A 13826-nucleotide genomic window follows, 5' to 3' on the forward strand; every position below is an offset into this window, starting at 1 on the left:
AGTCAGCGCCGCCACGGTGGTGGCCAATTATGACTATAGTTAAGCCAACTGAGCTTTTTCGCTGACAGCACGCCGCGCTTAGGTGATCTCACCCCCCACGCGGCGCCTGGCGTCGTCGCTCTCGATTGTTCGCCCTGAGGCCAACAATCACTTTGAATTTGAAAGCATTATTTTTAATTACTAAAGATTTACCACTAAGGAATGTAGAGATGCGTATTGCAATCTTATCTCGTAACGAAAACTTATACTCCACCCGACGCCTGAAAGAAGCCGGGGAGGCGCGCGGCCACGAGGTGGATATCATAGACACACTGCACTGCTACATGGATATCACCAGCAGCAACCCGACGGTGCGTTACATGGGTAATGTACTGCCTAAGTATGATGCTGTGATCCCTCGCATCGGCTCGTCGATCACCTTCTACGGCACGGCCGTGGTGCGCCAGTTTGAGATGATGGGCACCTTCTGTGTCAACGAGTCTGTGGCCATCAGCCGCTCTCGCGATAAGCTGAGATCCCTGCAGCTGCTGTCACGCAAGGGCATCGGCCTACCGCGTACCGGATTTGCCAGCAAGCCCGACAAGATCCAGGATTTGATCAAGAATGTGGGCGGTGCCCCCCTGGTGATCAAGCTATTGGAAGGCACCCAGGGCATAGGCGTGGTATTGGCCGAGACCAATAAGGCGGCCGAGAGCGTGATCGAGGCCTTCATGGGCCTCAAGGCCAACATATTGGTACAGGAGTTCATCAAGGAGGCGGGCGGCGCCGATATCCGCTGCTTCGTGGTGGGCGATAAAGTCGTCGCGGCCATGAAGCGTCAGGCGGCCGAGGGCGAGTTTCGCTCTAACCTACACCGTGGCGGTATGGCCCAGTTGGTTCGTCTCTCTAAGGAGGAGCGGGCGACGGCCCTCAACGCCGCCAAGGCAATGGGGCTCAACCTCTGTGGTGTGGATATCTTGCAATCGAACAACGGCCCCGTGGTGATGGAGGTGAACTCCTCGCCAGGACTGGAAGGGATAGAGCAGGCGACCGGCAAGGATGTGGCCGGGCTGATCTATGAGTTTATCGAGAAGAAGGCGAAACCCAACGCCAACAGAACCCGCGGAAAAGGCTAAATGAGCGAAGCACTAACCATTGCCGGAGTAGACATTCTGCCCGGCTCCGAGCATCAGCTCGAGCTCCCCGTGGCCAGCCTATATACGGACACTCAGGTCTCGATACCTGTGCATGTGATCCGTGCCAAGAAGGAAGGCCCCAGGGTATTTGTCAGCGCCGCGGTGCATGGCGACGAACTCAATGGCGTCGAGATCATCCGTCGGCTGATCCAGAGCAAGCTCAAGCTGCTCAATGGGACACTGATCCTGGTGCCCATGGTGAATGTCTATGGGGTGCTGAATCAGAGCCGTTACATGCCCGACAGACGCGACCTTAACCGCTGTTTTCCCGGCTCGCCCAAGGGCTCGCTAGCCGGGCGGGTGGCGCACACCTTCTTGAGCAGCATAGTGCAGCACTGCGACTATGGTATCGATCTGCACACCGGGGCGATTCACAGATCTAACCTGCCGCAGATCCGCGCCAACCTAGATGACGAGCAGACCCTGGCCCTGGCTCAAGCTTTCGGCGTGCCAGTGCTGCTTAACGCCAACGTGCGCGACGGCTCGCTAAGGGAATCCGCCGTAAACAAGGGGGCAAGGGTGCTGCTGTATGAGGCTGGTGAGGCGCTTAGGTTCGACGAGCTATCGATACAGACGGGCGAACGAGGTATTCGCAATGTGCTGTCGGCGCTTGGGCTGATCCGCAAGCGTCAGCAGCGCAAGAAGATAGCCCCCTTCATTGCCAACCGCAGCGACTGGACCCGCGCCTCGGCAAGCGGCTTCGTGTGCGAGTTTGCCAAACTGGGCAGCTATGTGGAGAAGGGCGAGGTGCTGGCGGAGATCAATAGCCCACTGGGCGAGCTGATTCAGAACGTGATATCGAACCGGGCGGGTATCGTCATCGGCAAGCAGAATATCCCCCTGGTACTGGAGGGAGACGCCATGTTTCACGTGGCCTACTTTGGCAGCGCCGCCGACGAGGTGGCGGAACATATTGAGATAATGAACGATCAGATAATGCCGCTGACCACACAGGCCATCTAGCAAGATTAAGGGATACAAGCGATGAATAAGATCATCATAGGCAACTTAGAGGCATGCGATCTGCCGGATCTAGGCATCAAGGATCTGCATGTGCGTATCGACACGGGCGCCAAGACCTCCGCCCTGCATGTGGACAACCTCAAGCGGATCAAGGTGGGCGGGCGCCCCTATGTCGCCTTCGACCTGCACCCGGATGTGTATGACCTGGAGCAGATAGTCCACTGCAAGGCGCCGGTACACGACTCACGCCGCATCAAGTCCTCCAACGGCGAGGTGGAGCAACGCTGCGTGATAGAAACCACCCTCAAGCTGGGGGAGCAAGAGTGGCCCATAGAGCTGACCCTGAGCAACCGCCAGGATATGACCTACCTGATGCTGCTGGGCCGTGAGGCGATGGGCGATCGCGTCCTGGTGGATCCTTCCGAGAGTTTTCTGATCAACGCCTAGCCAAGGAGTGCCTGTGAAGGCAGGCACTCGCGACACCCTGCCGACCAAGGGTCAGCGTTTCAATGGTTTAGTTAAGTTCTTTCCCTTACACTGTCCCCCAAGCGCAACCGAGGACATCCCCTATGACAATGCCAGAGCCCACACCACAAACCGATCAGACGGCCAGAGACGATTTACTCGCCCGCGTCATCGACATTGTCAGCCACCCCGAGGCAGAAGAACTCCCCTCCCTCGGCTTCATCAGCGATTATTCCGATGCCGACCTGGCGGACCTGCTGGAGTCGGTAAGCGACCAATATCGTTCGCCCATCTGCCGTAAGATCCCCATAGACAGAGGCTGGCCCATATTGCACCTGCTGCACTATGAGACCGCCCGTCATGTCTTAGATCTGCTCAGCCCGGAGCAGCTGCAGGGGCTGGCACGACGCATCTCTGAGATAGATATCCTCACCTTCGCCGAGATCTTGCCCGGCGATATCGTCGAAGACTATCTGGATCAGCAAGAAGCCCTCACCACGGAGCAGATGCAGCAGGCGCTGAGCTACCAGGATGAGGCCGTCGGCCGTTATCTCAACAACAATATCCTGCGCTCGCGCCCCACGGCCACTGTCAGTAGGGTGCTGGAACGCCTAGGCAAGCAGAAACAACGGGAATATGTGGCCGTCTATGGCGTCGATGCCGAGGGTCAGTTTCACGGCGGCTGCACATTGGAGCAGCTCTATCGCGAGGATCCCGCCAGGCCATTGTCTGAGTGTCTCACCGAAATGGAGGTCCTAGGCGACGAGCTGGACATCACCAAGGCGGCACAACTGTTTAATCCTGTGGCAGGCTTTGCCTGGGTGCCGGTAGAGATAGAGGGCAAGATCATCGGCGCCATCGCCCTGTCGACCCTGATGCACCGCCTCAAGGAGCGAAGCCTGGAGGTACTGGTGTCTGAGACCCCCCAGGATGAGGAAGACCTCTTTACCCCTGTGGGCGTGGCGGCGCGTATGCGGGCCATCTGGCTGACCACTAACCTGCTGACCGCCTTTCTCGCCTCCTGGGTGATCGGCCTGTTTGGCGACGCCCTGCAACAGGTAGTGGCTCTGGCGATCCTGATGCCTGTGGTGGCCAGCATGGGCGGCATCGCCGGCAGTCAGACATTAGCCGTGGCTCTGCGGGGGATTGCGTTGAACCACTTGAAGCGCAGCAACCTCACCCTGCTGCTGGACAAGGAGCTGAAGATCGCCGCCTTCAACGGCGTACTGCTGGGCGCCCTCATAGGTGTGGTGGTCAGTTGGTGGTTCTCCTCCCTGGCACTTGGGGGCATCATCTTCGTGGCGATCGTATTCAACAGCCTGGCGGCGGCCTCATCGGGCACTGTTATTCCCTTTGTGCTCAAGCAGATGCGTATCGACCCTGCGGTGGCGGGCTCGGTGATCCTCACCACAGTTACAGATGTGGTAGGCTTCTTCATCTTCCTCGGCCTGGGTAGCCTGCTCCTGCTTAGCTAGCGCCTGGCTGGGTGTTGATTTGAATTGAGGCGCGTGGCGTAGCAAAAGACGGCGCAGCGAAACCTGACACAGGTAAGGTTAATTAGAGCGAATCTGTGGTAAAACACCCGGCATTCGATAGCGGTGGGCAGGCCATATCCTGGCCACCCGGTTAAACAAGATATGAATTGATGAAAGCATTGTTTCAAAAGTGGCCCTCTCCCCCCGCTCAGGCGATCTTCTTTGTCGCCGGCGCCCTCTGTCTGACGCCGGTGATCTCCTCGCCCATCGCCCTGGTGATCGGCTTCACCCTGGCCAGCCTGGGCCTGGTGCCCCAACAACTGGATATCGGCGCCCTGACCAAGAAGCTGCTGGCCTACGCCATTATCGGCCTCGGCTTCGGCATTCAGCTCGATGCCGCCGTCAGTGCCAGCAGCCAAAATATCGGGCTGATCTTAGGCTCCATCGTCTTCACCCTACTGCTGGGAACGGCCCTAGGTAAATTGTTGAGCGTCGATGCCAAGCTGAGCCATATGATCGCCTCGGGCACCGCCATCTGCGGCGGCAGCGCCATCGCCGCCGTGGCCCCGGCCATCAAGGCCAACAGTCAAGATACGGCCATAGCGTTGGCGACCGTGTTCGTGCTCAATTCCATCGCCCTGTTTCTGTTTCCGGCATTGGGCCATCTGCTGCAGCTGAGCCAGTACCACTTTGGGGTCTGGAGTGCCATCGCCATCCACGACACCTCGTCGGTCGTGGGCGCCGCCTCGGCCTATGGCGATGAGGCGCTACGCACCGCCACCACGCTTAAGCTAGCCAGGGCCCTATGGATAGTGCCGGTGGCGCTGGTGAGTGCCATGGCGTTTGGGGGCAATCGACGCAAGGTCGCCGTGCCTTTCTTTATTATCTTCTACTGTCTCGCCATACTGCTGGCGCACTTGGTGCCCCAGGGACAGGTGCTGTATGACGGCATATTCGCCTTGTCTAAGCGGGTGTTGGTGCTGTGTCTGTTTATGATAGGCGCGGGGATCACCATAGGTAAGATGCGCCAGGCAGGAATGCGGCCGATGGCCCTTGGGTTACTGCTCTGGTTGATTATCGGCGCGGGATCTCTGCTCTACATCGTCAACTTTAGCTGAGGCGCTGTAGCGCCACACCAGGGTCACTATGGTGACAAAGGCCGCCAGCTCCACCAGGGAGCGGGAGAGCCCGGTAGTGAACCAAGACGCCAACAGGAAGGCGCAACATAAAAGCACTAGCCACTTCTTCATCTTTGCCTCCTTAATGTTTGACCAAATGGTCTGGCGAAATGATGGAGTGGCTATTATTTATTGCCGCCTAAATCTCAGCAAATATCCGTTTTTACTAACAAATAGCTGAATCGGCTAAGCACTAAATCGACTAACTTATGACGGCGTAAGGGTCCTTGTCGGCGTCGCTGTTCCATTGATATTCGGTGAGTGTCTCTATCTTCCTCGCCTGGGCCTCACCATAAGTTTGCGCAATAAAAAAGAGCGCCGCATCTATGCCCGCCGACACCCCAGAGGAGGTGAGGAAACGACCATCATCTACCCAGCGGGCGCTAGGCTGCCAGATCACCTTGTCGTTTAACCCTGTCACCCAGGAATAGGCCATCTTGTTGGTGGTGGCGCTCACGCCATCGAGCAGATCTGCCTTGGCCAGCAGGGCAGCGCCGGTGCAGACGGAAAATATCTTGTTAGAAACTTTGGCCTGACGCTTTAGCCAGTCCAGTAGGCGAGTATCGTCCACCAGCTTGCGCGTACCCATGCCGCCGGGGATCAGCAGGAGATCACACTCGACCACGGCATCGAGCAGGCGATCGGCCACCACTCTCGGCCCCTGATAGCTACGTACGGTTGGCTGAGGGCCTATCAGGGTGATCTCGACGCTAGGCAGATGCCCCAGCATCTCTAGCGGGCCGTGGAGATCTAAGGTTTCATAGTCGTCAAACACCAGGGCCAACACCTTGAGCGGCGCCTGAGTTTGCACACCAGTCTGGGCATGTGTGGCAGTAGGACTCGCGGCAAATAGCTTGGGGGAGAGACCGGCGGCGAACATGGCGCTACCGGCCAGGATAAATTCTCTTCTGTTCATCGATGACTTAAGCCAATTTCAGTAATAGATTGGCGCCAGTGTAACCGCCCACGGCGCGCCATACAGCACGGCACTGGACTTCTGCAAGCCAGCGCGCAAAACCCTTGAAACCTTGATGCCCGTTGCAGGCTGAGTCAGTAGAAGGGGCTTGGGTCCACATCCAGGCTGCTGGGCGACACGCCGCGCTCGATATGCAGATCCGATTTAAGCAGATCCACCATGGCCACCTCTGTGTAATGCTTGTGCTTCACCGAATAGAAGGTCTTGATCACCGGGTGCAAGGCATCTCTGTCTTTTGCCTCCCAGACGATTCCCACCCTGCCATCGGAGAGCTGCACCAGGGAGCCAACCGGATAGACACCGACACAGCGGATAAACTCATACACCAGCTTCTCGTCCAGATGAAAGGGGGTCAGGCTGAGCAAGATCTTAAAGGCCGCAGCCGGGCTCATCGCCTCCTTGTAGCAGCGGGTAGCAGTCAGGGCATCGAATATATCCACGATACAGCTCATGCGACCATGGAGGGAGAGTTCCTCCCCCTTGAGGCCATTGGGGTAGCCCTTACCGTCGAGCTTCTCATGGTGCATCAGGCAGACGTCGCGACTGATCTGCGACAGGCCCGTAGTTTCGGCCAGAATCTCCTCGGCATAGACCTGATGCAGCTTCATGTGCTCGAACTCTTCCGGCGTCAGGCGTCCGGGCTTATGCAAAATGCGGTTATTGACACGCACCTTGCCTATGTCATGCAAGATGCCACCGACCGCCAGCTCTCTGAGCACGCTGCGCTTGAGTTTGAGGTAGCGACCGAAGGTCACCAGGAGGAAGGCCACATTGATGGAGTGTTCCAGCAGATAGGCATCTTTGGAACGCAGGGCCGAGATACACTTGAAGGCGTCAGCATCTAGCATGACAGACTCGAGCATCTTGTCCGCCAGCGCCTCGAAGGGCTCAACCTTGACCGCCTTGCCCTCGAAGGTCTCGGACAAGACCTTCTTCACCAGATCTTTCGCCTCGTTCATCAGGCGTTTGGCCTTTTCCTGAGACTGAACCCGGGTCAGGCGTACTATCTTCTCTGCTTGCTGCTTCGGCCTGAGTCCGCACTCTGGCGCCGACCTTTCTACGTCGACCCAGACATACTCGATACCGTTGCGCACCAGTTTCTCTATGGCTTGTCGATCTTTAATCTTTCCCGGATTGGTAACATTGACTCTTCCCTGATGATCGATAGCCGCAACATACATACCCAGCGCCAGGTTTGGCACCGATACCTTCATGACATCCGCTTTTTCGTTCACGCTTTCGGTCATACCGCTTACCCAAAAAATCACCCGGTTTCCGCATCCGCTCCTTGTTAGCCTAGTCTAAATCCCTTAGCTTCGGTGCGATTGCCTGTGAAAACATTGTGATATAAAGGTTAATAGTATGCCTGTGTGCGGCAGATCACCAGAGGTCGATAAAGATTGTTTCGTGTGGCGCGGGCGAATTTCATTCGCCTTCAGCCCCACCAAATTAAGCAAGTCCTTGTGGAGCAAGGGCTAATACATTGCTACAAGAAGGTACATTCGATAGCGTCGATCAACCAACGACGCCGGGCACAATTGACGCAGGAACGCTCGATATCATCGACCTGTTCATCCTCATCGTCGGCGATGAAGCCGCCGCACTTGGCTGCCAATTGTCGCGAGGTGCCATAGTCTTCCCCATCTAGGGTCAATTGCCAGCGCCCCTGGAATAACTCAAATACTTGCTGCATGGATATTCTCGTCATTTTGGTAACACAGACCCCTATAACACTGGCCCCTAGTAATGCTTAAGCTGTTGCTTGAGGGCATTGCGCCAACGTCCCTGGTCGTCATACACCAGCAGGGAGACCTGATGATCCCGATAGACGGCCTTGACCTTACCCGACAGATAGAGGGGCGTCTTGAAGCAGAGCTGCTCGCCGCTATCGCTGAGTACACGGTCGACACCTGTTAGTTCTATCGCCTCGCCTACCGAGAACTGCACCTCGCCAGCCTCTAGCCCTGGCAGCTTAAACTGCCCCTTGATGCGACCATCGTTACCCTGGAGCCTCAGCCCCAAGCCCGCCAAGGCGCCTATGACTCCCTGCCCTGTGCCGCCATGTTCGCTCAGGTGTATGCCCAGCAGCTCGGCCAGGGCGTAGGCCTGCGCCTTGGTTTTCACCTCGACTTTTGCCTGCTCACCGAAGGCGATAAGCGCCTCACGATCACATGGATGGTGCAGATCCAGCAGGGCGATGCCGGGATCGGCCGCGGCGGCGCTCTGGCTGCGCAGATGTGCCACGGCGATCTGCAAGATCTCCTCTTGGGACTTGGTGGTGCGTACCTGAAAACACATAGCGCTGTTGTGGGAGGTATAGGGAATATCCGGATGCACATAGAGCTGATGCCTTGTCACGAAGGCGCAGCGACTCAGATGATTGTCGCTCAGCAGGCGCGCGATCTCCTCGGCGATTTCCCCGGTTCCCTTGGTACCAATATCATCGGTATCGTCGATACACACCAACCAAGATCTCAACCCAGATGCTCTCACCATGCTTATATCTCCTCTCTATCTATCAGATCGTGACTACGCAGCCGCTCCAACACAGGCGGCACTAACATGGCCGCCAACAGGGCGAACAGGCTGCCAAACAGCAGGCTCTTAGCAAACTGCAGCGCCACCACCTGCGCGCTAAGCCCTACCAGCAGCCCCTCTATCAGCCCCTTGCTGGCCCAGGCGATTGTGGCCACTAAGGCCAGGATGATGCAGCGCCACTTGAGCGCCAGCAGGCTGGGCAACAGCAGCAGACAAATATCCATGGCGATGGCCGGCAGACCAAACTTCAGAAGCAACAAGGGGCCTCCCTTGCCTATGCCTAGGGTCATTGCCATCATGCCGGCTAACAGACCACACAGGCTGATGGCGCCATTTTTGCCCACGGCGCCGTAACAGATCAGATAGAAGAAGCTCATCAGGAACATGGAGTGTCCCGACAGCCCCAGCTTGAGCCTCAGCATCCCCTTTAGCGCCACCAACAGGGTGGCACAGAAGCCGATAAACAGGGCATCATGTAGGTTGAATCCTTTATTATTCATAATGATATTTCTCACTAGAAGGGCCAGTGGGTCGGCTTGGGATGACGACCAAACTGACGCAGCCTGGCCGCGGTGGCCATCTGCTTGGATAGTTTTAACAGCTGAATAAGCAGCGGATAGAGCACGCAGTAGATCAGCTCATGCCAATGCCGGGGTCGCCACAGAGACTTGAGGCGAATGTTGGCGCCGCGCATCACTTGCATCTGATAGATCTCCCGCGTCTCTTGCCCCAGATAAGGCAAGATGCCGAAACAGGCGGCCAGCACGAAGGTCCACTTGTGAGGCAGGCAATGACTCAGCACCTCACCGATACGCTGGGGCGAGCAGGCTATCGACAGCCACCAGCCGGGGATCATGGCCATCAGGATGCGGCACACGGCGGTAATTCCCTCGGGCAGGCGCTCGACCCCGTGTAGCAGCAGATAGAGCAGGCTAGTGATCGCCAGCTGACTGGTGAAGATCACCAGCAGCCCCTTGAGCCGCCCACCAAGGTATCGCCCCTGCACCAGTAGAAGCAGGTTGATCAGTGCCAAATAGTGCAGCCAGGTCTGAGGTAGTAAGAAGGCGCCACTGGATAATCCCAGCACGAGCAGGAGCGCGAGCGCACACCATCGAACATCGTTGATGACAAAGTGGCGCTTGGGGCGACAGATGATGGGCGCACGCCCGCCGCGTCTAGCCCACACGAGAATACGCCTGTTTCTCGCAGGCCGTCGCCATGCCGAAACACTCGAGACGAGCATCTGCCACCCGCCATAGACGATCTATGGGCAGCTCGGCAATCGGTCTGTGACTGGCCACCACGATGGCAGTACCTTGGCGGCTAAGCTCGAGGAGCAGCGCGACTATCTTGCTGGTGAAATGCTCATCTAGCCCGGCAAAGGGGTCATCCAGCAGCAGAAGCTTGGGCCTGAAACAGGCCAGAGACGCCAGGGCAATCAGATGCTGCTGACCATAGGAGAGCGTATGGGGAGAGTGCCGTGCCAAGGTAGTCAGCCCAAGTTGCCCCAAGAGTTCGATGGCCCACTCCAGCGGCAGGCCGAATCGCCTGAGACTAAACTGTATCTCCTCGATAACCGTATTTTCAAACAGCTGCCGACTCGGCCTCTGATGCAGCAAGGCCAGATCGGCACCGAAGCGTCCCAGCTTAGGTTTCTTACCAAACACCTTGATGCCTAAGGGATCGATATCCGCCTGGATACCGGCTAGGCTCTTGAGCAGGGTACTCTTACCGCAGCCGTTGTCGCCTACCAGGGCCGCGATCTCACCGGGGAATAGCAGCAGAGACTCTGCGTCGAATAGCTTTTGTCGCTCATGAAATGCCAGGGTAAAGCCATGGCTGTCGATGACGGCTTCGCCCTGGGGCCAGGCAGGCGACTCGCGCCAACACTCCTGCGAAGGACTAGCCTCCGCCTGTGCAGGAGCGACCCCATGCAGCTTACCCTGACTCAGCTGCCATCTGTGGGTGACGAGATCCTTGAAGACGCCCCTGTGGTGCTCGACGATCAGCAGGGCCACCCCCTGCTGCTTGAGCTGGTTGAGCACGGCCGACAGCTCAGCCACGCCCTGGTCGTCCAGCTGTGCCCAAGGTTCGTCGAGCAGGAGCAGATCCGGCTCGAGCACCAGCTGGGCGGCGATCATCAGGCGATAGCGCTGCCCCAGGGATAGGCTGGCGATGGGGGTATCCAGGCTGATATAGAGACCGACCCGCCTCAGGGCGGAGCGCACCTGCAGCAGCATCTCATTGCTGGCGACCCCCAGGTTTTCCAGGGCGAAGGCCACCTCGGCCCCTAGGGTCTGGCGCAGCAACTGCACATTGGGATCTTGCATCACCACGCCCAGGGTAGCCCCCTCGGCGATCTCGCGTTCCCCTTCCCAGGGACGCTCGAGGATCCCCAGCAAGAGCTTGAGCAGGGTCGACTTACCACAGCCGGTATAGCCATGGATAAGATGGCACTCACCGGGAGCTATGGTCAGATTGAGATCCTCAAACAGCGGCTGCGCCGCTGTCTGGAAATTAAAATGGATCTGACTGAGTCGCACCAGGGCCATGGAGTATGCCTACAGCTGCCAGTTCACACCCAGGAACACCTGACGGCCCGCCTGAGGTAGCCCCTCGCTCTGATAGTAACGCTCATCGAGCAGGTTAGCGGCTCTGAGGTAGACTGACAGGGCGTCACCTGCGATAGGATGGCTCAGCTTGAGATCTACTAGTGTGTAGTCATCAAGCGACTTCTCCACCAGCTGTTTCTGACCGGCTACCTTCTCTTCGGTGTGGTATACCTGACCCATGATGTGCTCGATATTCAGGTTGATGCGGGTCGCAAAGCTAAACTCATAGTCCGCCTGCAACCTGAATTGATGACGGGGACGGTACTCTAAGGTATCCAGCCCAGGTACGGCATCCTTATCTTCGCTATCGAGGAAGCTGTAGCCGAAGCTTAGCGACAGATTATCTATGCTCTGATCGCGCAGCAGGAAGTCGACTCCCTTAAACTGATAACGCCCCATGTTCTGATAGATGCCATCGACATCCTTGGCGATATAGTTCTCTGCATCCGTATAGTAGGCAGCCAGACTCAGATCTGTATTGCTACCCAGCCCCTGTGCCAAGCTCAGCTCCAGATGCTTAGAGGTTTCAGACTCGAGATCCTGGTTGCCCGACGAGAGCGAGTAGAGGTTGCGCATCGACGGGAAACGTATCTTACGGGCCACACCTAGGTTGAGGCGCGTAGCCTCGGCGGCCTGCCAGTAGGCGGAAGCCTGGGCCGAGTAGTCGGACTCATCTTCACGCACACGCTGCTGCTCGTGCAGTGCACCACCCAGGCTGGCACCGATGCTGTCCTGCTGATACTGATATTCCGCCGCCAGGGTATAGAGCCAAGATGAATCGTCGAATGACTCGGCGCCGCCAGAACCATTACCTGAGCCGTTACCGCCGCCCGTTCCTGAACCAGAACCACCACCGCTACCCGAACCAGAACCCGAACCAGAACCCGAACCTGAGCCACCGCCCGATCCCGAGCCGCTGCCGCCCCCAGTACCTGAGCCCGAACCACCTCCAGTACCCGATCCTGAGCCGCTGCCAGAGCCAGATCCTGAACCACTTCCGGTGCCACTGTCGGTACCAGTAGTGTCGCTATCTATCCGATTGCTCTGTGACTCCCAGCTCTGATGCTCGGCGATCAGGGCGCCGGTCAGCAGGTGGCCGGCATCGAAATCGGCGATCAGCTGCAGGTTACCGCCGCTCACCACGGAGCGGCCATCCAGGCTCTGCTGCAGACCGGCGAAGCTGTCATCCAGATAACGGTTTTCCAGCACGTCCGACTGATTCTGATAGATGAAGCCCCTCAGGGTGAGCAGCTCGTTAAAGCTATGGGCCAGACCCAGTTGCACCGTATGGGCATCGTAGTCGTCGACACGTTCAAATTTTGCCTTGCGACTGCTGGTACCGTCGACGGCAGGCTTGCCCCACTCACCGCTACGCAGGCTGAGGTTGGCCATCAGCTGGGTATTGTCCGACAGTGAGTAGCTGCCCTGGGCAAACAGGTTGTTGATCGTCTTGTCGCTGTTAAAGCGGGTATCACCCTGCTGCACCTCGGTATCTGGCTGATCGCCAGATACGGGCCAGCCATCGGTCTGCTGACGAGACAGCGACACCAGTCCCTGCCAGCGATCGCCTGAGCCAGCCACGGTGACGTCGCCGTTGAAGGTGTCATTTTCGCCACCCTCGAGATGGCCGGAGAAACCTGGTACCTCGGCGCCCTGCTTGGTGCGGATGTTGATCACCCCGCCTGCACCGCCTGGTCCGTAAAGCACAGAGGTTGGCCCCATGGAGACGGTGAGCGAGGCAATCTGGCTGGCGGGCACTACGCTAGGATCGAACTGGCCATCTTCGGCACCATTGGCCGGTACACCGTTGATCAGATAGATGACGTGTCTGGCCTTAAAACCGCGCACATCCACTCTTGGCGTGCCCTGGCCACCTGTGCGCACATAGACGCCCGGCGCATTCTTTAACACCTGATCCAGACTCTGGGCGCCCATGGCCTGTATCTCGTCTGCACCTATGGTCCAGCTACTGGTGGTCTGTTGTAACGACGTCGGCTTCTCGCCGATCACCACTATGACCTCGGCCACATCTAAGATGGGGTCCTGTTTGACTTCCTCGGCCATGACCAGAGGACTGGCGGCAACCGCGGCTGCCACGAGTGATAATTTGAGACTGATTGCTTGGTTTTTCATGCTTACATCGCTATGTCATTTCCCTATGGCCGTCATTCTTCCGGCTTACACCTGTAGCAACAAGCGAACGAAAACCAAAAACAAACCCAGATCGACAAATTTGAACAAATGCCGCGTTGACAACTATGCACAAGGGACATTTTGTCCAACGTAAAGCCTTGATTAGACAAAAATACGCAGAATTGAAAAGCTTCCCCAAAATATGACAAATCTTACTTTTCTTGGGCTTGCTCACAGCTTAACTTCCTGTTGCTTGACAGCTAACAGTCGGCACATTAATTTGTGGTAAAGATTCTTATTACCAATTCAGA

The 13826-nt window shown here is 57.4% G+C and carries 14 protein-coding genes; 5 read left to right on the top strand and 9 right to left on the bottom strand.

The annotated features are described in order from the left end of the window. The first annotated feature begins 209 nt into the window (after positions 1-209). The 5 genes from rimK (at position 210) to GNT65_RS13100 (ending at position 5196) form a co-directional block, all read left to right on the top strand. Entirely contained in the window at positions 210-1115 is a 906-nt protein-coding gene (gene rimK / locus GNT65_RS13080) for a 30S ribosomal protein S6--L-glutamate ligase (RefSeq protein WP_160796890.1), read from the top strand. Further along, on the top strand, positions 1116-2138 hold the full coding sequence (locus tag GNT65_RS13085; protein WP_160796892.1) for a succinylglutamate desuccinylase/aspartoacylase family protein: 1023 nt from the start codon (positions 1116-1118) through the stop codon (positions 2136-2138). It abuts the gene before it with no gap. A 21-nt stretch (positions 2139-2159) separates the two neighbouring features. Then, positions 2160-2585, top strand: coding sequence for an ATP-dependent zinc protease family protein (locus GNT65_RS13090; RefSeq protein WP_160796894.1), 426 nt, complete (start codon positions 2160-2162; stop codon positions 2583-2585). Between the two features lie 122 nt (positions 2586-2707). Beyond that, entirely contained in the window at positions 2708-4078 is a 1371-nt protein-coding gene (locus GNT65_RS13095; RefSeq protein ID WP_160796896.1) for a magnesium transporter, read from the top strand. Positions 4079-4248: 170 nt separating this feature from the next. Next, on the top strand, positions 4249-5196 hold the full coding sequence (locus tag GNT65_RS13100; protein WP_160796898.1) for a YeiH family protein: 948 nt from the start codon (positions 4249-4251) through the stop codon (positions 5194-5196). On the opposite strand, the gene GNT65_RS13105 is transcribed toward GNT65_RS13100, so the two are convergent. The 9 genes from GNT65_RS13105 to GNT65_RS13145 all read right to left on the bottom strand — a co-directional run bounded on the left by GNT65_RS13105 (position 5137) and on the right by GNT65_RS13145 (position 13515). After that, positions 5137-5328, bottom strand: coding sequence for a hypothetical protein (locus tag GNT65_RS13105; RefSeq protein ID WP_160796899.1), 192 nt, complete (start codon positions 5326-5328; stop codon positions 5137-5139). The genes GNT65_RS13100 and GNT65_RS13105 overlap by 60 nt on opposite strands. A 130-nt stretch (positions 5329-5458) precedes the next feature. Beyond that, positions 5459-6172, bottom strand: coding sequence for a DJ-1/PfpI family protein (locus tag GNT65_RS13110; protein WP_160796901.1), 714 nt, complete (start codon positions 6170-6172; stop codon positions 5459-5461). A gap of 134 nt (positions 6173-6306) precedes the next feature. Then, the gene (locus tag GNT65_RS13115; protein WP_160796903.1) at positions 6307-7479 is read right to left on the bottom strand and encodes an HD-GYP domain-containing protein; all 1173 of its coding nucleotides are present in this window, start codon (positions 7477-7479) and stop codon (positions 6307-6309) included. A 239-nt stretch (positions 7480-7718) separates the two neighbouring features. Further along, positions 7719-7925, bottom strand: coding sequence for a hypothetical protein (locus GNT65_RS13120; protein ID WP_160796905.1), 207 nt, complete (start codon positions 7923-7925; stop codon positions 7719-7721). Positions 7926-7972: 47 nt separating this feature from the next. After that, positions 7973-8710 (bottom strand): DNA-binding protein, encoded by a 738-nt coding sequence (locus GNT65_RS13125; RefSeq protein WP_160797014.1) that lies wholly within the window; start codon positions 8708-8710, stop codon positions 7973-7975. 20 nt (positions 8711-8730) lie between these two features. Next, entirely contained in the window at positions 8731-9270 is a 540-nt protein-coding gene (locus GNT65_RS13130) for a core component of ECF transporter (protein WP_160796907.1), read from the bottom strand. Between the two features lie 14 nt (positions 9271-9284). Then, positions 9285-9956: a CbiQ family ECF transporter T component gene (locus tag GNT65_RS13135; RefSeq protein WP_338091778.1), complete on the bottom strand. Its 672-nt coding sequence runs from the start codon at positions 9954-9956 to the stop codon at positions 9285-9287. Then, positions 9946-11322, bottom strand: a complete 1377-nt coding sequence (locus tag GNT65_RS13140) for an ATP-binding cassette domain-containing protein (RefSeq protein WP_160796911.1) — start codon at positions 11320-11322, stop codon at positions 9946-9948. The genes GNT65_RS13135 and GNT65_RS13140 overlap by 11 nt, the downstream gene beginning before the upstream one ends. A gap of 9 nt (positions 11323-11331) precedes the next feature. Next, positions 11332-13515, bottom strand: coding sequence for a TonB-dependent receptor (locus tag GNT65_RS13145; protein ID WP_160796913.1), 2184 nt, complete (start codon positions 13513-13515; stop codon positions 11332-11334). Positions 13516-13826: the final 311 nt, after the last annotated feature.

Origin of the sequence: Shewanella insulae (genome assembly GCF_009831655.1) — a bacterium.
GTDB lineage: Bacteria > Pseudomonadota > Gammaproteobacteria > Enterobacterales > Shewanellaceae > Shewanella > Shewanella insulae.

Excerpts from the sequence above, each read along its gene's own strand:
- GNT65_RS13095 (WP_160796896.1), top strand. The coding sequence starts at position 2,708 with ATGACAATGCCAGAGCCCACACCACAAACCGATCAGACGGCCAGAGAC.
- GNT65_RS13145 (WP_160796913.1), bottom strand. The coding sequence starts at position 13,515 with ATGAAAAACCAAGCAATCAGTCTCAAATTATCACTCGTGGCAGCCGCG.
- GNT65_RS13115 (WP_160796903.1), bottom strand. The coding sequence starts at position 7,479 with ATGACCGAAAGCGTGAACGAAAAAGCGGATGTCATGAAGGTATCGGTG.
- GNT65_RS13105 (WP_160796899.1), bottom strand. The coding sequence starts at position 5,328 with ATGAAGAAGTGGCTAGTGCTTTTATGTTGCGCCTTCCTGTTGGCGTCT.
- GNT65_RS13100 (WP_160796898.1), top strand. The coding sequence starts at position 4,249 with ATGAAAGCATTGTTTCAAAAGTGGCCCTCTCCCCCCGCTCAGGCGATC.
- GNT65_RS13090 (WP_160796894.1), top strand. The coding sequence starts at position 2,160 with ATGAATAAGATCATCATAGGCAACTTAGAGGCATGCGATCTGCCGGAT.
- GNT65_RS13110 (WP_160796901.1), bottom strand. The coding sequence starts at position 6,172 with ATGAACAGAAGAGAATTTATCCTGGCCGGTAGCGCCATGTTCGCCGCC.
- GNT65_RS13140 (WP_160796911.1), bottom strand. The coding sequence starts at position 11,322 with ATGGCCCTGGTGCGACTCAGTCAGATCCATTTTAATTTCCAGACAGCG.
- GNT65_RS13085 (WP_160796892.1), top strand. The coding sequence starts at position 1,116 with ATGAGCGAAGCACTAACCATTGCCGGAGTAGACATTCTGCCCGGCTCC.
- GNT65_RS13120 (WP_160796905.1), bottom strand. The coding sequence starts at position 7,925 with ATGCAGCAAGTATTTGAGTTATTCCAGGGGCGCTGGCAATTGACCCTA.
- GNT65_RS13130 (WP_160796907.1), bottom strand. The coding sequence starts at position 9,270 with ATGAATAATAAAGGATTCAACCTACATGATGCCCTGTTTATCGGCTTC.
- rimK (WP_160796890.1), top strand. The coding sequence starts at position 210 with ATGCGTATTGCAATCTTATCTCGTAACGAAAACTTATACTCCACCCGA.